This window comes from Burkholderia sp. LMU1-1-1.1 (genome assembly GCF_040675865.1).
GTDB lineage: Bacteria > Pseudomonadota > Gammaproteobacteria > Burkholderiales > Burkholderiaceae_D > Rugamonas.
On record NZ_JBEGHG010000056.1, the window covers coordinates 224,777 to 242,547 of the forward strand.

The 17,771-nt window shown below is 64.7% G+C and carries 17 protein-coding genes; 10 read left to right on the top strand and 7 right to left on the bottom strand.

The genetic code is table 11. From position 1 onward, the window contains the following. Nucleotides 1-46: 46 nt before the first annotated feature. Nucleotides 47-1,012 (bottom strand): SDR family NAD(P)-dependent oxidoreductase, encoded by a 966-nt coding sequence (locus tag MRBLMU1_RS26555; RefSeq protein ID WP_363508149.1) that lies wholly within the window; start codon nt 1,010-1,012, stop codon nt 47-49. A gap of 35 nt (nt 1,013-1,047) precedes the next feature. Next, nucleotides 1,048-1,806 (bottom strand): SDR family NAD(P)-dependent oxidoreductase, encoded by a 759-nt coding sequence (locus tag MRBLMU1_RS26560; protein ID WP_363508151.1) that lies wholly within the window; start codon nt 1,804-1,806, stop codon nt 1,048-1,050. A 120-nt stretch (nt 1,807-1,926) separates the two neighbouring features. Here MRBLMU1_RS26560 and MRBLMU1_RS26565 point away from each other — a divergent pair, with 120 nt between their 5' ends. Further along, on the top strand, nt 1,927-2,532 hold the full coding sequence (locus MRBLMU1_RS26565) for a TetR/AcrR family transcriptional regulator (RefSeq protein ID WP_363508154.1): 606 nt from the start codon (nt 1,927-1,929) through the stop codon (nt 2,530-2,532). Between the two features lie 129 nt (nt 2,533-2,661). Next, the gene (gene treA / locus MRBLMU1_RS26570; RefSeq protein WP_363508156.1) at nt 2,662-4,263 is read left to right on the top strand and encodes an alpha,alpha-trehalase TreA; all 1,602 of its coding nucleotides are present in this window, start codon (nt 2,662-2,664) and stop codon (nt 4,261-4,263) included. Nucleotides 4,264-4,269: 6 nt separating this feature from the next. Here treA and MRBLMU1_RS26575 read toward each other — a convergent pair whose 3' ends face one another. Further along, nucleotides 4,270-4,827, bottom strand: coding sequence for a UPF0149 family protein (locus tag MRBLMU1_RS26575; RefSeq protein ID WP_363508159.1), 558 nt, complete (start codon nt 4,825-4,827; stop codon nt 4,270-4,272). A 132-nt stretch (nt 4,828-4,959) separates the two neighbouring features. On the opposite strand from MRBLMU1_RS26575, the gene MRBLMU1_RS26580 reads away from it, so the two are divergent. From MRBLMU1_RS26580 to MRBLMU1_RS26590, 3 genes are all read left to right on the top strand, one after another. Then, a complete protein-coding gene (locus MRBLMU1_RS26580) occupies nt 4,960-5,478 on the top strand; it encodes a hypothetical protein (protein WP_363508162.1) in 519 nt (172 codons plus the stop codon). A gap of 69 nt (nt 5,479-5,547) precedes the next feature. Further along, nucleotides 5,548-6,294 (top strand): SIMPL domain-containing protein, encoded by a 747-nt coding sequence (locus tag MRBLMU1_RS26585; protein ID WP_363508165.1) that lies wholly within the window; start codon nt 5,548-5,550, stop codon nt 6,292-6,294. Nucleotides 6,295-6,421: 127 nt separating this feature from the next. Continuing rightward, nucleotides 6,422-6,586 (top strand): hypothetical protein, encoded by a 165-nt coding sequence (locus MRBLMU1_RS26590; protein ID WP_363508168.1) that lies wholly within the window; start codon nt 6,422-6,424, stop codon nt 6,584-6,586. Between the two features lie 92 nt (nt 6,587-6,678). Here MRBLMU1_RS26590 and MRBLMU1_RS26595 read toward each other — a convergent pair whose 3' ends face one another. Next, nucleotides 6,679-6,870: a hypothetical protein gene (locus MRBLMU1_RS26595; protein WP_363508171.1), complete on the bottom strand. Its 192-nt coding sequence runs from the start codon at nt 6,868-6,870 to the stop codon at nt 6,679-6,681. 210 nt (nt 6,871-7,080) lie between these two features. Between MRBLMU1_RS26595 and MRBLMU1_RS26600 the strand changes: the two genes are divergently transcribed. From MRBLMU1_RS26600 to MRBLMU1_RS26620, 5 genes are all read left to right on the top strand, one after another. After that, nucleotides 7,081-7,221 carry a hypothetical protein gene (locus MRBLMU1_RS26600; protein ID WP_177196792.1) on the top strand — a complete coding sequence of 47 codons (141 nt, stop codon included), beginning with the start codon at nt 7,081-7,083 and terminating at the stop codon, nt 7,219-7,221. A 133-nt stretch (nt 7,222-7,354) separates the two neighbouring features. Continuing rightward, a complete protein-coding gene (locus tag MRBLMU1_RS26605; protein ID WP_363508711.1) occupies nt 7,355-7,720 on the top strand; it encodes a hypothetical protein in 366 nt (121 codons plus the stop codon). Nucleotides 7,721-7,807: 87 nt separating this feature from the next. Then, nucleotides 7,808-11,257 (top strand): response regulator, encoded by a 3,450-nt coding sequence (locus MRBLMU1_RS26610; protein WP_363508174.1) that lies wholly within the window; start codon nt 7,808-7,810, stop codon nt 11,255-11,257. Nucleotides 11,258-11,406: 149 nt separating this feature from the next. After that, complete coding sequence (locus tag MRBLMU1_RS26615; RefSeq protein WP_363508177.1) at nt 11,407-11,889, top strand: acyl-CoA thioesterase; 483 nt, start codon at nt 11,407-11,409, stop codon at nt 11,887-11,889. A 15-nt stretch (nt 11,890-11,904) separates the two neighbouring features. Beyond that, a complete protein-coding gene (locus MRBLMU1_RS26620; RefSeq protein WP_363508180.1) occupies nt 11,905-12,444 on the top strand; it encodes a hypothetical protein in 540 nt (179 codons plus the stop codon). Between the two features lie 120 nt (nt 12,445-12,564). Here MRBLMU1_RS26620 and MRBLMU1_RS26625 read toward each other — a convergent pair whose 3' ends face one another. The 3 genes from MRBLMU1_RS26625 to gudD all read right to left on the bottom strand — a co-directional run bounded on the left by MRBLMU1_RS26625 (nt 12,565) and on the right by gudD (nt 17,714). Continuing rightward, nucleotides 12,565-13,194, bottom strand: a complete 630-nt coding sequence (locus MRBLMU1_RS26625) for a hypothetical protein (RefSeq protein WP_363508183.1) — start codon at nt 13,192-13,194, stop codon at nt 12,565-12,567. Between the two features lie 222 nt (nt 13,195-13,416). Continuing rightward, complete coding sequence (locus MRBLMU1_RS26630) at nt 13,417-16,275, bottom strand: glycosyl hydrolase 115 family protein (RefSeq protein WP_363508185.1); 2,859 nt, start codon at nt 16,273-16,275, stop codon at nt 13,417-13,419. 83 nt (nt 16,276-16,358) lie between these two features. Further along, nucleotides 16,359-17,714, bottom strand: coding sequence for a glucarate dehydratase (gudD, locus tag MRBLMU1_RS26635; protein WP_363508188.1), 1,356 nt, complete (start codon nt 17,712-17,714; stop codon nt 16,359-16,361). Between the last annotated feature and the right edge of the window lie 57 nt (nt 17,715-17,771).

Here is a 17,771-nt window from a genome sequence, read left to right on the forward strand (position 1 = left end):
CGTTTGAGCGGGGCGTGTGCGTCAGCATCTGCCCATCCCGTTTCATTTATGCGGCCTTGATCAATTCCTCGCTCTGTGTCCATAGCTGCCCGGCCTTGACGGGATCGAGCGCATACGACCGCACGCCATCGGCAAACGGATTGGGCGTGTCATTGACCGGCGCGACGGCGCAGTCTTCCAGGTACCGGCCGCCGATGGCGTCGGCGTCGGCCACCACCGCCGCCCAGACCGACGTGGCGGCGGCTTGTCCGATGTCTTTCAACTGGCCGGGCGGCAGGCCGGCATCGGCGCGCGCTTTGCCCACGGTCGCAAACAGGCCCTGCAATTGTTCAGGCGTGAAATTGCGTGGCAGCTCAGTCAGGCTGTTTCCCGGCATGACCGATGCGGCGCGTATCCCTTGCGCGCGATGGCGCCGATCGAATTCCGCCGCAAAAAGCGTGATGGCCGTTTTCGAGCGGCCGTACGCCACGAATGGCTCGTAGTCCTGGCGCGCGAAGTGCGGGTCGAGCAGGTCGATATCGGCCACGCGATGTGCCTGGGACGACAGCGCCACCAGTCGCGAGCCTTGCGCGAACAGCGGCGTAAGACGGTCGACCAGCGCGAAGTGGCCAAGGTAGTTAATGGCGAACTGGGTCTCGAAGCCGTCGACCGTCTTGCCGAACGGCGTCGCCATCACGCCGGCGTTGGCGATGACCGCGTCGAACGGCAGGCCGTCCGCCAGCAGCTGGTCGGCGCAGGTACGCACGCTTTGCAGCGACGCCAGGTCGAGCGCGACGAGCTTCAAGCGCCCGCCGCCATGGCTTGCCGCCTCGCGCACCTGCCCGAGGCTCGCCTCGGCCGCGGCGATGTCCTTGACCGTACCGATGACGGTGGCGCCGCGCGCCACGAGCGCGCGCGCCGTTTCGCGCCCGATGCCCGATGAAACGCCCGTCACCAGGTAGCGTTTGCCCTTGAGGTCGATGCCGGCAAGGACGTCGTCGGCGGTCGATGTGGCGTCAAATTTCTTGGTCATGTTGTTTCCTTCTGTTGTCAATGAATTGTTGCGGGTCAGACGCCCAGGCCGCCGGCCACATCGTGGACGCCACCCGTGATATACCCGCCATGCGGCCCTGCCAGGAAGCAGACCAGCGCCGCCACTTCCTCGAGCGTGGCAATGCGGCGGATGGGATGCAGGTCCAGCAGGGCAGGGGGAATGCCGTCGCCGAGCACCTCGGCCGCCATGTCGGTCGGCATGACGCCGGGCTGGATGACGTTGACGGTGATGTCGCGCCGGCCCAGGTCCCGTGCCACGCCGCGTGCGTAACCGGCGATCGCGGCCTTGGTGCCGGCATAGTCGGCGGCGCCCGCGAACGGGACGCGCGTGCCCAGCAGCGAGCCGATGAAGATGATCCGGCCGCCGTGCGACAGCACCGGCGCGGCGGCGCGCGTGGCGGCCACCGTGCCCATCACGTTGATTTGCCACTGGCGGTCGAGGTTGACCGTGTCGAGTTCGGGATCGTCGACGGTCTTGCCCTGCACCGCGATGGCGGCGTTGTTGACGAGGATGTCGAGCCGGCCGAAATGCGCCATGACCTGATCGATCAGTGGTTTGGCGGCGGCCATGTCGGCCTGGTCGCTCCGGATGGCGATGGCGCGCACGCCTTTCGTTTGCAGCCGTGCGACCACGGCGTCGGCCTTCTCTTTGGAAGCGACGTAGCTGATGGCCACGTCCGCGCCCTCGTCGGCGAGTGCCTCGGCCGTGACCGCGCCCAGGCCCCGCGATCCGCCGGTCACCAGTGCCACTTTGCCCTTCAATAACTGTTTCATAAAACCCTTTCGCTTCACGTCGTTTTTCAGTAACGACCGTTACCGTAACGCAGAGTATATAATTATGAAACGGCCTGTCAAGAGATTTATTAACGGTCATTATTGAATTTGGAGGTAGGGATGGGACGCCATCGCGAATACGATGTGGACAAAGTGCTCGACGCGGCACTGTGTGTTTTCTGGCGCAAAGGATACGAAGGCGCGTCGTATGCGGACTTGACGCAGGCGGCGGGAGTCGAGCGGCCCGCCCTGTATTCAGCCTTCGGCAACAAGGAAGCATTGTTCCGGCGCGCGCTGGAGCGCTATGAAGATCAATACATGGGCCATATCCCCGAGGCGCTGGCGATGCCGACGTCGCGTGAAGTGGCGGCGCACCTGCTGTACAGCTCGGTCGAATTGAACACCCGGTACGCGGACCGCACCGGGTGCCTGGGCGTGAACGGCGCCATCGCCGGCGCGGACGAGTCCGAACCGGTGCGGCAGGCGCTCATCGCGTTTCGCGCAGGGGGCGAGGCCCGGCTACGTGAACGCTTCGAACGGGCGCAGCGCGAAGGCGACCTGCCGCCGACGGCCAGGCCGGATGCCCTGGCCGCCTTCGTCATGGCCATGCTGCATGGCATGGCCCTGCAGGCCAAGTCCGGCTTCAGCCGCGAGATGCTGCTGGCGGTCGCCGACCAGGCATTGTCGACCTGGCCTGGCGCGGTGAATCCGCCGGCGTCATCCTGACAATCACGCTCTCCGGAGGATCCGGTTTTTTTCAAGGGCACGACGTTTTGATGCGGCACGGTTCGCTTGCGCAAAAAACATGTTTTTTCCTGGGATCGCGTAGCATTAGCGCGGAGAAATGGAGGAAACATGGAACGTGCAACAATCCGGTCGTGGTCTTTAGGGAACGCAAATGTACTGGCGTGCGCATTGCTGCTGGGGGCCGCATGGCCCGCCATGGCGCAGCGCGCGCCGCAGACGATGCCCCACGCGGCCACGCCGCACGAAATGTTCGGCCCCTTGTTCGAGGCTGTGCAGGCGGCGCGCATCTATCCCGACGCCAAAACCTTCGCCGACGCCGTCGCCAAGGAAGAACCGCAAACCATCCTGGCGCAGTACCGGCGCGAACAGCCCAAGGACGCCGTCGCGCTGAAGGCTTTCGTCGAGCGCTATTTTTCGCTGCCCGAGCCGACCGCCGTCACGCTGCGCCAGCACATCGCGTCGCTGTGGCCGGTGCTGACCCGTCCGCCGCTCGATCCGCCCAAATGGTCGTCGGCGCTGGCGCTGCCGGCCAACTACGTCGTTCCCGGCGGCCGCTTCCGCGAGATCTATTATTGGGATTCGTACTTCACGATGCTGGGCCTGAAGGCCGACCATCGAAGCGACCTGGTCGATTCGATGATCGTCGATTTTAAAAGCCTCATCGAGCGCTACGGCTTCATCCCGAACGGCACCCGCAGCTACTACCTGAGCCGCTCGCAACCGCCGTTCTTCGCGGCGATGACCCAGCTCAAGCCGCTCGGCGACCGCGCCGACGACGCCAAGGTGCTCGCCGCGCTCAAGACCGAACACGCGTTCTGGATGCGCGGCACAGGGTGCTTGCCGAAGGCCGGCGCCGGCGCCTGCGAGCGCGTGGCCCGCCTGGCCGACGGCACCGTCCTGAACCGCTACTGGGATGCCAAGGACTCGCCGCGCGACGAGGCCCTGGGCGAGGATGTCGCCACCGCGCGCGAAGGCAAGCGTCCCGCGCCCGAGGTGTACCGCGACCTGCGCGCGGCGGCCGAAAGCGGCTGGGACTTTTCGTCGCGCTGGCTGGACGACCCCGCGCGCCTGGCCACGATCCGCACCACGACCATCGCGCCGGTCGATCTCAACAGCCTGATGTTCCAGTTGGAAGGGGAGATCGAGCGGCGCTGCAAGGCGGCCGGCGACAGCGCCTGCACGGCGCGATTCCGCCGCGCGAAGGAAGTGCGGGCCACGGCAGTGCAGAAACATCTGTGGGTCGCCGCCGAACGGCGCTACGCCGACTTCGACCTCGCCAAAAACGCGCCGACGGCGGTGCGCAGCGCCGCCACGCTGTACCCGCTGTGGGTGGGCATGGCGACGCAATTCCAGGCCGACGCGGTCGCCGCCACCACCAAGGCCGAACTGCTGGCCGAGGGCGGCTTGCGTACGACGCTGGTCCGCAACGGCCAGCAGTGGGACTCGCCCAATGGCTGGGCGCCGCTGCAATGGGTCGCGGTCGACGGCCTGGCCCGCTACGGCCACAAGGAGCTGGCGCACGAGATCGCCCGCCGCTGGGTCGGCACCGTCTCCCGGACCTGGGCCGAGACCGGCAAGCTGCTGGAAAAATATGATGTCGAGGAACGCAAGAGCGGCGGCGGTGGCGAATACCCTACCCAGGATGGCTTCGGCTGGACCAACGGCGTCACCAGCGCCTTGCTGGAGCGCTATCCCGACCTGAACAAGTGAGGGGTTTTATTTGCCGTCGCCGCAGCACTTCTTGTATTTCTTGCCGCTGCCGCAAGGGCAGGGATCGTTGCGGCCTACCTTGGCGGTCTTGACCGGCTCGGGATGCCAGTGGGCGTTGATGCGGATGACCGACTGCGTGACGGCGCGTTCCCAATCGTCGCCCTGGCGCTGGAGCGGCGCCAGCCATTCCGGATGGGCCGCCAGCAGCGGCGCCCAGCCTTCGGCGTCGAGTGCCATGCCGGTCTCGAAGCCGGCGGTCCACGCCTGCGCGCTCCAGGCGCCGCCGCACTCGTAGATCGGTTCGAAGCTGCCCGGGTCCTGCAGCATCCATTTGCGCATGTATTCGAGGTGGCGCAGCACCAGGCTGGTGGCCGTGTCGTTGCCGGCCTGCGCGCCGCCCCAGACCTTCTCCAGCCACACCGCCTGCGGCACCGGGCGCGGGCCGACCACCAGCGCAGTCAGCAGTCCCTCCAGCGCCGAGACGTCCATCGCCTGTTCGCCGAGGTCGCGCAGCAGGTCGTCAAGCTGGTCGTATTCTTCGTCCGTGAGGGGTGTGGTGAGCATGGTCTGAACCGGTAGTCTGGGGGAGTCGACATTCTACCTGCAAGTGAGGATCTCAATCAGACAAGCAATTTTATTGAATTCGCAATATGATGCGTGCCAACATTAATTCATTCCAAAATCCAAGGAGTCGACATGAAACCAAGCATTTTCCTGGCTGCGGCCACCCTCTCGATCGCCGGCTGGGCCAGCGCCGCCGCTCCGGCTCCGGCCGCCGCGCCCGACGCGGCGCGGGTCAAGGCCGCCCATGATCTGCTGCTGTCGATGCAGGCGGAAAAACTGCTGCGCATGACCGCCGGCATGAGCAAGTTCCCCAGCCCGGCCCAGCGCGAGCTGACCATGGCCAAGGTCGAAAAGCTGACGCCGGAGATGGTCTACACCCGTCTGTCGCAGCCGGTGGCGCGCCTGGTCAGCACCGAGACGGCGGTCGAGATGACCCGCTACTACCAGTCGAGCTACGGCCAGCGGCTGCTCAAGGAAACCTATAACGGCGGCCCGCGCATGTACGCGGCCGACCCGACGCCGACGCCGGCCGAAAAGGCCGAACAGAAAAAGCCGGCCTTCGTGAAAGCCAACAAGGAATTCAAGGCGGCCGAACCGGCCATCCGCCACGAGGTGTTTGTGCTGCTGACCGAAATCAACAAAGGTAAATAAATTCGTTGCAAATTGAAAATTATTAAAAAATAAAGCATACTAAGTCCTTAACTTTTCAAGGACGGGTCGATGCTGAAGAAATTTGCTTGTGTGCTGGCGTTGCTGCCGGCGCTGTCGCTGTCGTCGTTCGCGGTCCGGGCGGCCGACTTGCCGACCTATCCGTTCATCCACGTCGGCGGCGAGGGCTTTGTCATGGTGGCGCCGGACATGGGCGAGATCGACTTCGACGTCAGCGCCTTCGACGCCGATCCGGCCGTCGCTGTCGGAGTGATCCAGGCCCGCGTGGAAGAAATCCGCGCGCTGCTGATCGAGCATTCCGGGCCGCCGGAAGGCGACAGCGCGGCCGGCGTCGAAGTGCAGGACATGCGCAAGGAAATGCGCAAGTCCGCCAATCCCGATCCCGCCGCAACCCCTGAATACGATATCCGCAGCTCGGTGCACATCGTGGTGCGCGACCTGACCAAATGGCGCCCCATCATGCAGGCGCTGCTGGAGATGAAGAACATCGACCATATGTCGACCACCTTCGGCAAGAGCGACCGCCTTAAGGTCGAGCAGGAGCTGACCGCCGCCGCCATCAAGGACGCGCTGCGCCGCGCCGAGGGCATGGCGGCCGGATTCGGCAAAAAGGTGGGGTCGGTCACCGCGATTTCGTCGAGCCCGCTGCGCAACCTGACCAAGGCCGTCGGCCTGATGCCGAGCGACTGCTACAACTCGGACCGCCGGGTCCAGGCGAAGACCAGCGAGAAGGATTTCCTGTCGATCACGGTGCTGCGCTGGACGCAGAATGTGGACATGATCTTCCGCATCAAGTGATGACATGAGGGCGGCCTGGTCTTGCGACGACTTGCGTGCGCTGCCGCACGCAACGGTGTAATCAGGCGCTTGTGAATCGTGCCTTGTGCCCGATCTACATCTGGAACCCACTTAGGAGGACCTAGTCATGACCGCCATCGACCCACGCGCCGTTACCCACGCCCATTCGACCCCCGACCCCGAAGTGCCGCCGCCGCAGCCGGAAAAAGATCCGCCGCCGGACAATATGCCGATGCCGGAGCAGGCGCCGATCGAGGAACCGACGCCCAAGGCGCCGCCGATCAAAACGTAGACGGTGGAATGAGCCGGGCGGCAACCCAATAAGGCGGGGTCGTACCCTGCAGGGTACGACCCCTGTACGCCGCCGTCCGGGTTGAACACAGACTATGACGGGCGCGGCGCCTGCTTGGACTTACCGGGCTCGCTATCGTGCGGCAGCGGGGGAATGCTTTTGATATCCTCCTCGGTGTCGCGTTGCCCCGGCGTGCGCTCGCCGCTGCCGATGTCGGCTTCGTCGAGCATGTGGCCGCCTTCAGCGGCGTGTTCGTCGCCGTGCGGTTTCTTCGGTTGATTCATGATGACTCCTTGAGTGGCTGGACGTGGTTGGACGAAATTCATCCTAGCAGTTTGGCGTGTCGACCGGCGCGCGTTGGGCAGTGTGAGAAAGTGTGAGTATCGTTGCTCGACGGATACAAATTTACATGTTTGTGTTCAACGTCACACTGCCGTCATGAAACTGTTCCTATAATTTAGTCATGTCATCGTTTTTCGTTCACGGAGAGCATCATGGGCAATTCCTTACACAACAAAATCTACCTCGGTCGTCGTCGTAGTGTCGTGTTGAGCACGAAGCGTGTGCAAGCCCTGATTTGTATCGCCGCCTTTGCCAGCATCGGCTTGGTGTGGCTGGCGATCCGGGCGCTGTAAAGCAGTCCATTCCGCCATTGTCCGGGTGGGTCGGGCGTTTCTTCGGAAACGCGTTGGCGGCGCATTTTCTTGCCGTCATCCCGCCGGGCGCGTACCATGAGGGCCGCAGCAGTCTCTTATGGAAAAAATGGCAATGAAGAACGAGAAATTAACGCAGGACGAATACAACGCGCTGGACGAAGTCAAACGCGGTATCAAAGGCGAGCGCGTCAGCGCTTGCGTCGGTCGCAACACCAAACGCCTGACCGGCATCAAACTGTTCACCATCGCCAAGAACGGCCGCATTTCGCTCACCGACAAGGGGGAGGAGGTGCTCTTCTTGCGTCGTTGCATCCTGGGGTTGCGCGCCATCGAAGCCGATCCCGCCAGCCCGCTCGACGCCGACGTGGCGCTGTTCCTGGGCAAAAAATCCCACATCGTGCCCCGCGCCGCAGGAGGCTTCGAGCTCAGCGACAAGGGCCGCGAATCGTTGGCCGATATCGCCAATCAAGGTTTGTGATCGAAAAAACGCTCCGCTGGGGCGTTTTTTTTGCTGTAATGTAGTAATAAATGAGCAACTGGCGTAAATGAGAGCACGCATCCCGTGATGAGAGTCGATACCCTGCGGAAGTTTAGGAAGCTGTTTGGCGTGCTGGTGGCTGCCGTCGCCGTCGTCCTGTTGATCGTTTTGCTGGGTATCGGGCACGTCCTCAACCAGAGCCGCCTGCGCTACTACGCCGCCGCCGACGAGACTTCGCGCAACCTCGCCATCACCCTGGAGAAATTCCTCAACTCCCATTTCCTCGAGGTGGACCTGGCGATGCGCCGCGCCGGCGTCGAGTTCCAGGCGATGCACGCGGCCGGGCGTTTCGACAACGAAAAGTTCAGCGCCTACCTGCGCTCGCTCAAGGAGCGCATCCCGCAGGCCGACGCCGTGCGCGGCTCCGACGCCGCCGGCCGCGTCATCTACGGCGAAGGCATCGATCCGTCCAAGCCGCAGGACCTGAGCATCCGCGAATTCTTCCAGCGCGCCAAGAGCGAGCAGGAGCTCATCATCGGCTTGCCGGCCCGGTCGCGCATCAGCGACCAATGGGTGTTGCCGCTGGCGTTTCCGCTGACGATGCCGGACGGCGACTTCGGCGGCACCGCCTATGTCCTCATCAACAGCGAGCGCCTGACGACGGCGTTCGCCGCGCTCAATATCGGCGCGCACGGCGCCATCGTCTTGCTGGACAACCGCAAGCGCGTGCTGCACCGCTATCCGGAAGCCGAGGACATGCTCTTTGGCACCACCATCAAGGTCAACGCCATCACCCAGCGCATCATCGACGGCAAGCAGGACCGGGGCACCTACACGGTCATCAGCCCGCGCGACAACCTCGAGCGGACCTTGAGCGTGTCGCGGGTGGGCGCCTATCCGGTGTATGTGGTGGTGGGGCTGGCCAGCGACGATTTCCTGGCGCCGTGGCGCAAGGAGGTGCGCAACGCCGCCATCTTCGCCACGCTGCTGCTGATCCTGGCCGCCGGCTTGCTGATGAGCGTGCGCTTCGGCTTGCGCAAGCAATTCCAGTCGGTCGAGCAGCTGATGGAAAACAAGCAGGCGCTGCAGGACTTGCTGACGCAGCTGACGGCGTCGGAGTCGCGCTGGCGCTCGCTGACGGAAGGCTTGCCGCAGATGGTGTGGACCGCCACGCCGAACCTGCGCGTCGATTTCCTCAGCCACCACTGGGAGGAGTTCAGCGGCATTCCGCCCGAGCAGATGATGGGCGACGATAACTGGGCCAGCGTGATCCACCCGGACGACATCGCGGCGATGGCGGCGGCCTGGCGGCGCGCCAGCACCGAAGGCACCGAATTCCGCTGCGACTGCCGCATGCGCCGGCGCGACGGCGTCTGGCGCGTGTTCGACAACCACGCGCTGCCGCAGCGCGACGCCGACGGCGTGATCGTCAGCTGGGTCGGCAGCAGCACCGACCGCACCGAATCGCGCGCCTCGCGCCTGGCGCTGCAGCAGGCCAAGGAGGAGGCGGTCCAGGCCGGCCGCGCCAAATCGGACTTCGTCGCCAACATGAGCCACGAGATCCGCTCGCCGATGAACGCTGTGCTGGGCATGCTGCAACTGCTGCAGCAGACCGAAATGAGCGAGCGCCAGCAGGACTACACGTCCAAGGCCCACTCGGCCGCCAGCGCCTTGCTCGGACTGCTCAACGACATCCTCGACTTTTCCAAGGTGGAGGCGGGCAAGCTGGCGCTGGACCCGCATCCGTTCCGGCTCGACAAACTGTGGCGCGACCTGGCGGTGATCCTGTCGGCCAATGTCGGCAGCAAGAACATCGAAGTGCTGTTCCGCATCGATCCGGCGCTACCCGACATGGTCGTCGCCGACGGCCTGCGGCTGCAGCAAATCCTGCTGAACCTGGCCGGCAACGCCATCAAATTCACCGAGCACGGCGAGGTCGTGCTGTCGGCCAAGCTGCTCGCGCGCGACGGCCGGCGCTTGTCGATCGGCTTCGCGATCCGCGATTCGGGCATCGGCATTTCCGAGGAACAGTGCCGGCACATCTTCGACGGCTTTTCGCAGGCCGAGGCCTCGACCGCGCGGCGCTACGGCGGCACCGGGCTGGGCCTGGCGATCAGCCAGCGGCTGGTGGCGCTGATGGGCGGCACGCTCGGCGTCGACAGCACGCCGGGCAAGGGCAGCGTGTTCGACTTCACCATCGAGTGCGAGGCGGCGGAACAGCAGCCGGCGCGGCAGGCGCAGCCGGGCGCGCAACCGCCCGACGAGTTGATGCGAGGGCTCAAGTGCCTGGTGGTCGACGACAATCCGGTCGCGCGCGTGGTGCTGGGTGAAATGGCCGGCTCGTTCGGCTGGAAGGTCGACCTGGCGGCCAGCGGCCACGAGGCGCTGGCCGCCGTGGCCGAACAGGTGGCGCAGCAGCGCGCCTACGACGTGGTGTTCATCGACTGGCGCATGCCGACGCTCGACGGCTGGGAGACGAGCTGCCAGATACGCAAGCTGGCGCCGTTGGGCAAGATGCCGCTGATCGTCATGGTCACCGCGCACGACCGCGAACTGCTGGCGCAGCAGCACGACGACTTGTCGCCGGTGCTCGATGGTTTCGTGGTCAAGCCGGTCACCGCCTCGATGCTGTTCGACGCCGTGGCCGACGCGCGCATGGAGCGGCGCGCGCCGTTGTCCTTGGTGTCGGTGCCGTCGAAGCAGCGGCTGGCCGGCCTGCGGCTGCTGCTGGTGGACGACAACCCGGCCAACCAGCAAGTGGCCAGCGAGTTGCTCGGCAACGACGGCGCCCGGGTCGAGGTGGTCGGCTCCGGCGCGTTCGCGATCGAAGCGGTCACGCGCGGCGGTCCGATGCCGGATCTGATCCTGATGGATATCCAGATGCCGGAGATGGACGGTTACGAGGCGACGCGGGCGATCCGCAAGCTGCTGGGGGAGGGCGCGCCACCGATCGTGGCGATGACCGCCAACGCCATGGCCGCCGACCGCGTCGCCGCGCTGGAGGCGGGCATGGTCGACCACGTCGGCAAACCGTTCGATCTGGCGCAGCTGATCGAGGTCATCCTCAAGCATGTGGGGCGCGGGGCCGAGCCGGCGGGCGTGGCGGCGGAGGCCCCCGCGCCTGCCGATAACGCCGTCGCCGCCGACAGCGGCGCCATGGCGCTGCCCGAGGCCGGTCTGAACAGCACCGCCGCGCTCAAGCGCATGGGCGGTTTGCAGCAGGTCTACCTGATGGCGCTGCGCAGCTTCGCGGGGGAATCGGTCAAGCTGGCGGCGCAGTTGCGGGAGGCGCGCGCCGCCGGGGATGCGCAGGCGGCGCTGCCGGTGCTGCACACGCTCAAGGGATTGTCCGGAACGGTGGGCGCCGACCGCATGGCCGCGCTGTCGCAGCTGGCGGAGACGGCGTTGAAGGAGGGCGCCTCGGCGCGCGCCTGGGATCAGCTGGGGCTGGTGCTGGACGCCGGCCCGGGGCTGGTCAGCGACATCGAACAGCTGGTGCGCCAACTAGCTCCGGCAATACCGCAGACCGAAGCATGACATGGGCACCGACCCAAACACGATCTGAACCACGTAGGGCGGATTAGCGAAGCGTAATCCGCCATGCATGCGTCACCGCCGACGCATCCATGTCCGAAAAACGCCGTTCTAACAGAAACGATTTTTAAATCTAAACCAGGGAGCAAACAATGGAAAAACCAATGACGTGGTCGGCCCACGAACTGAGCATGACCGTGCTGATGACCCCGGACATGGCCAACTTCTCCGGCAACGTCCACGGCGGCACCATCCTCAAATACCTGGACAGCGTCGCCTACGCCTGCGCCAGCCGCTATTCGGGCAGCTACGTGGTGACCCTGTCGGTGGACCAGGTGATGTTCCTGCAACCGATCCACGTGGGCGAACTGGTGACCTTCCTGGCCTCGATCAACTACACCGGCCGCACTTCGATGGAAGTCGGCATCCGCGTGGTGACGGAAAACATCCAGCAGCGCCTGGTGCGCCACGCCAACAGCTGCTACTTCACGATGGTGGCCGTCGACGCCGGCCGCAAGCCGGTCGAAGTGCCGACCTTGGTGCCGGAGACCGAAGAACAGAAGCAGCGCTGGGAACAGGCGCTGTTGCGCAAGCAATCACGCCAGATGGTGCACGACCGCGCGCGCAAGGGCTGATAGCGGAAGCGCGCGATGCATCGCCTACTAAACGTGTTGTGTCTGTTGGCCGGCTTTGCCTCGCCGGCTTCCGCTTGTCTACTGATCACCAGTAATATGACGTTCGCGCCATCGGTGCCGGAGACCTTTGAGTGGGACAAAGCCCCAATGAATCGCGCGCTGCCGGCGCCGGTGCTAAAGGTCGAACGGATCGAGCGCTTGCCCTATATCCCCGTCGACTATCGGCAGCGGATCGAAGCCTGTAGTTCGGGCAGGGTAAGCGTGCGTATCCATTGGCCACGCACCGCCGCGGTGAAACTCGACAAGATCGGTTTCCAGTTCAAGATGCTGACCAAAGACAGCGGGCTGTCTGTGGAGGAGGTGCCCGTGACGGGCGAGCGCGAAGGCGATTCGATGCGCTTCGATTTTCTGCTGTTCGAGTCGCCCTATGTGACGAACAAGCCACTGGCGATGAAAATGGAGGTCTACGCAGTCAACGCGAAAAGGCAGCGTGGGCCGGCTCGCACGCTTGTATTGCGGGCGCCAGTGGCCCGGGCCGCCGAGAAGGCGCGTTAAGGTGCACTTGCTAAGACTGGACCTGACAAGTATTGTCTGATGAAGTAAGGTTGGAGGGCCGCTACCGGCCAAGAACGGACATTCCTCGTCATTCCAATTCCAGCCAGAGTAGTTGCTTATTCAATAGGCGACATCTTCCAGCCGATAGCGGAATTGTCTGCGCTCCGGTAAATCCCAGCCGGGTTCCCGGTCGGTGTTGCGCGGTGGTGCGCCAGTTGGCGACGGAGCCTGCGGCGCGGGCAAGGTTGTTGTGGATGCGACCGACGGCGGGGCTGCGGTAGGAACAGGCGGGATCGTGCCGGCTGGCGTTGCGGAAGCCGGCTTCGACGCCGCGATCAGTTCATCGCGCAGTCGGCATGCTATTTTGAAGGTCTTGTCGCCGGGGCGACGGATGAATAAATCCTGCCACGCATTGCGCGTCGAGCGCGCGAACGATTGCGCGAACTGGTTTGGCGACACCGCGCGGCCATTGTGGATGATCTGATCACCTACAACGCGCGCGTAGTTGTTTTCGCCGTAGCTCCATGATTTCAACACGGTGCCTTCGGGAAGGAACAATGATTTCCATTGGTAGCCGTGGATGTCCTCAGGGTCCGCGCCCGGCGCGAATCTGGCCGGGTCTTGCAGCCAGCATTCGATGGCCGTCGTGATGGCTTCCGAAACGTCTTGCGAGCCGCCACGGCGGCGTAGTTTTTTTATTAGTTGGAGCAGCGTGTCGGTGGGTACCTGCACGGTCACTGTGGTATTCATGCGATTTTCTCCCCTATTTCGTTCTGCTTTCCCATATTTAGACCGAGCGGCGCGGCGATAGTTCAATCCTTAGAAAAATAGGGGAAAACAGGACGGGGAATCGGGCTTTTGCTACACGGAGAGGGACGGCCCATCCATATGCATACACCTAAGGAGCGCGACGGTATTCCCGTTGTTGCGGAAGCAACGACGGTCGGCTTAGGGGGCGGCAGCCGCCAGTCACTACTCCCTGGGACGGACGATCCGGGGGCTTTCTGGTGGCCCCAAGTAACTCGGCCGCAATCCTCCCGCGTCGATGACAAGCCGCTGCAGCACAAGTCCGGGGTCGAGCGACCAGAACTTCAACGTGTGCTTGCCGGGTTGGTCGATCCTGCGAGTCGTGACGAACTGTGCCACGCCGTCCGATACGATTCGCCGCCAGTAATCTTCGGACTGGTCGGCGTGTACGTTGACTTCCTCGGGCGGACCATCATCGACCGATACCGCGTAGCGGAAGCCAGCGCCGGGTTGGAACTTCAGCGTCGGTGACAAGACCACGTGCAGTTTCACGTCGCCCGCACTGAACAGATGCACGTCGTACTCGAGCCGCATGCCGTCCTGCACCGTAAGAGCCGGCGCCGCGCCGGGCATAGTCGTCACGCCGGACAGTGTCCGGCCATAGCCAGGGATCGTCTGCCACCGTCTGCCCTCTGGTGCCAGCGCGCGGGTGTAGTGTTCGGCCTCGATGGCGATCACGCCGCCGGTCTCGACGTGGCCTTCCACAGCATTGATGCGCGCATGCACGGGTACCTTGATCACCACATTGGCCTTGTCCGGGCCGCGTACGGTGAGCTCCGCCTCCGTCACGCCGGCCGGCACGGCATCCCAGTCGACATCGATGGCAATACGGCGATCCTTGTCCACATGGCCGGCCGGGTGGCTGATCTTGAGCCACGGCTGGCTGGCGGCGATCGTGTAATCGAACGGTGCGCCGCTCCGGTTGAACAGCTCGATATGGCGGGGCTTGCGTTCGTACCGGTCGAGCGCCGGCAGAACCAACTGGCGGATCGGGAAGACGGGCCATGCGACGGGGTTGCCGTCGACCGCCACGCCCATTCGGTCTGAAGGGTGAATGCCGTTCGGCGCCGCCAACTGGCCCGGTTCGGGAACGCGCAGTTCGGACACGGCCGGCATCACATCGCGGTAAGGTTGATCCCAGTTGGTGTAGCCGAAGCGCGTCTGCGACATCATGTGATTCCACTTGCCGGCGCTGATGCCATGCTGGTACTGGCGTGCCAGTTCGGCATCGTGCCGGAACAGCCGGCGCACCCGCGCCGCCATGTCGTTGGTGCTGACCCGTCCCTGGCGCGCGTAAAGCTGGTTGCGGCCGGCGGACACATACAGATCGACAGCGTTGGCGGAGGCCCGCACCGGGTACTCCACCAGCTGGAAGTAGGCGTCGCGCATGGCCTTGGGGAGCGTCTTGCCAATGCGTTGTGCTTCGTCCGCCAACGCCGTGTAGTCGGTCACCACGCGTTCGGCCTCGTCGTAATTCACAAGGCTGTAGGTGTCCGGGGCCAGTTGTTCAGGCCGGCGGCGCGCGTTGTAGCGGGTGTATTTGTCGACGATGTCGGCAATTTGGTTCGCGTGCCGCGCCCCGAATTCTCGGGCGGCCCACTGGCGCAGGTAGTCCGGAAGGCGTTCGGCAGGCCAAGCCGCCGGGTCCCATGCGTAGGCGAGGAAAAATTCGGTCGGCACTTCCATCGGCTTCAGGTCGCCCACGTTGACGATCCACATCCGGTTGGCGCCATATTCGTTCGCCAGGTTCATCTGCTCCCACACCTTGCCGATCTGGGTCACATTCAGCCACTTGTAGGAGCGGGGTACGCCGACGTAGTCGAAGTGATAGTACACCCCGGCGCCTCCGCGCCGCTTGCGCTCCTCGGCCGTCGGCAACCGGCGGATATTGCCCCAGTTGTCGTCGCACCAGAGCAGCAGCATGTCGTCCGGCACGCGCATGCCTTTTTCATAGTAGTCCTGGACTTCCTTGTACAGCGCCCACAACTGGGGAACGGTCTCGGGCTCGCGCCGCCATTCTTTCCGGATCAGATCGCGCTGGTCGGCGACAATGCGTTCGAGCAGCCCCACGTTCGCGCTCTCGGACATCGGTTCGTCGCCGTCGCCACGCATGGCCATCGTGATGACGCTTTCGTAGTTCCGCGTATTGCGCAAGCCGCCAGCCCAGAATTCGCGCAGCGTGTCGCCGTTTTTCTGATAGTCCCAGGGGCCTTTGCCATAGCGGTGCCATTCCTGCTGGGCTCGCATCATCGGCTCATGGTGCGATGTGCCCATGACGATGCCCATCATGTCCGCCAGCTCGCCATTGCCCTTGTCGTCGTCATAGAACGACGAATACCACATCGCAGGCCACAGGTAATTGGCCCGCATGCGCAGCATCAGTTCAAACAGTTTCTCGTAAAACTGCCGGTTGAAGCCGCCGAAGCGTTCCTTCGCCCAGTTGGTGAGCGCCGGCGCCTCGTCGTTGAGGAAAATGCCACGGTATTGCACAACGGGCTTTTCCGTAACGTGCGTGGCGAGCGGAATGGTGAGCGAACGGTGGCGGGGCATCGGCACATCGGCCCACCAGTGCCACGGCGAGACGCCAATCTGTTCGGACAGCGTATACAGGCCATAGATCGTGCCGCGTTTGTCGCTGCCGGCAATGACCAGTGCGCGCTTCACGCCTGGCATTGGATCGACGACAGCCTGGATCAGAAAACCTTCCCACTGCCCGGCTAGGTTCGCCGCATCGATTTTCCCTTCCTTCGCCAAACGGTCGATCACGGGGTGCCGGCCCAGCGTGCCCGCGATGATGATGTCGTCCGCCGTGGTCGCGGTATCCGTGCGCCACGCCGGGGTGGCGCCGCTGACCTTGCCGATATCACGCTGCACATCGCGCGCCGCCCGCAGCACACCCGCGAAATCGCCGGACGACACCAGCAATGGCGCCGCGCGCCCCTCGGCCGCAACGACCACGCCGTCGCCGCCGTCCAGTTGCACAAAGCGGCTGGTGCCCAGCGCCTGGGCTGCGGTTGCAGCCATCAGCCAAGCCAGGGCGGCAAGCAGCCGGGTAAGTCGGGCAAGGGGGCGGGGGCGTCGGGTCCCCGTGGACGCAGTCGTCCACATCAACGAACCATGCACGGCATCTTGTTGTCGAACTTCCAACCCGGGATCAGGTACTGCATGGCCACGCCGTCATCGCGAGCCCCCAGGCCCATGCCGAGGTAGAGTTGGTGCGCGGCCTCGACGGCCTCCATGTCCAGCTCGACGCCGAGGCCTGGTTTGGCCGGCACCTTTACCATGCCGCCTTCGATCTTCAGCGGATCGCGCGTCAGGTGCTGGCCGTCCTGCCAGATCCAGTGGGTGTCGATGGCGGTGATCTTGCCCGGCGCGGCGGCGGCCACGTGGGTGAACATCGCCAGCGAGACGTCGAAGTGGTTGTTCGAGTGCGAACCCCACGTCAGGCCCCATTCATGGCACATCTGCGCCACCCGCACCGAACCCTGCATGGTCCAGAAATGCGGGTCGGCCAGCGGAATGTCGACCGATTGCAGCTGGATCGCGTGGCCCAGCTCGCGCCAGTCGGTGGCGATCATGTTGGTGGCGGTCAGCAGGCCGGTGGCGCGGCGGAACTCGGCCATCACTTCGCGGCCGGAGTAGCCGTTCTCGGCGCCGCACGGGTCTTCCGCGTAGGCCAGCACGTCGTGCTGGTCGCGGCACAGGCGGATCGCGTCCTTGAGCAGCCAGCCGCCGTTGGGGTCCAGGGTGATACGTGCGTCGGGGAAGCGCTCGGCCAGCGCGGTGACCGCTTCGATTTCCTCTTCCCCTCGGAACACGCCGCCCTTGAGCTTGAAGTCGTTGAAGCCGTAGCGCTGGTACGCCGCCTCGGCCAGGCGCACCACCGCCGCCGGCGTCAGCGCCGCCTCGTTGCGCAGGCGCAGCCAGTCATCGGAGGCGTCGGCCGGCGTGTCGGCGTAGGGCAGGCCGGTGGCCTTGCGGTCGCCGATGTAGAACAGATAACCCAGCATTTCGACGGCGTCGCGCTGCTGGCCGTCGCCGAGCAGCGCGGCGACCGGGACGTTGAGGAACTGGCCCAGCAAGTCGAGCAGCGCCGCCTCCAGCGCGGTGATGGCGTGGATCGCCACGCGCAGGTCGAAGGTCTGCAGGCCGCGGCCGCCGGCGTCGCGGTCGGCGAAGGCCCGGCGCGCCTGGTTAAGCACGGCGTTGTAGTCGCCCAGCGCGCGGCCGACGACCAGTTCGCGCGCGTCCTCCAGCGTCTGACGGATCGCCTCGCCGCCCGGCACCTCGCCGACGCCGGTGCGGCCGGCGCTGTCGGTCAGGATGACGAGGTTGCGGGTGAAGTAGGGGCCGTGGGCGCCGCTCAGATTGAGCAGCATGCTGTCGCGGCCGGCGACCGGGATGACGCGCATGGCGACCACGCGCGGGGTGTCGTTGCCGGAGGAGGTAGGGTGTGGTGACATTGTGATTCCTGTGTTTGTCATGCTAATGATTGCGCTATCATTCGATCATACCGGCCG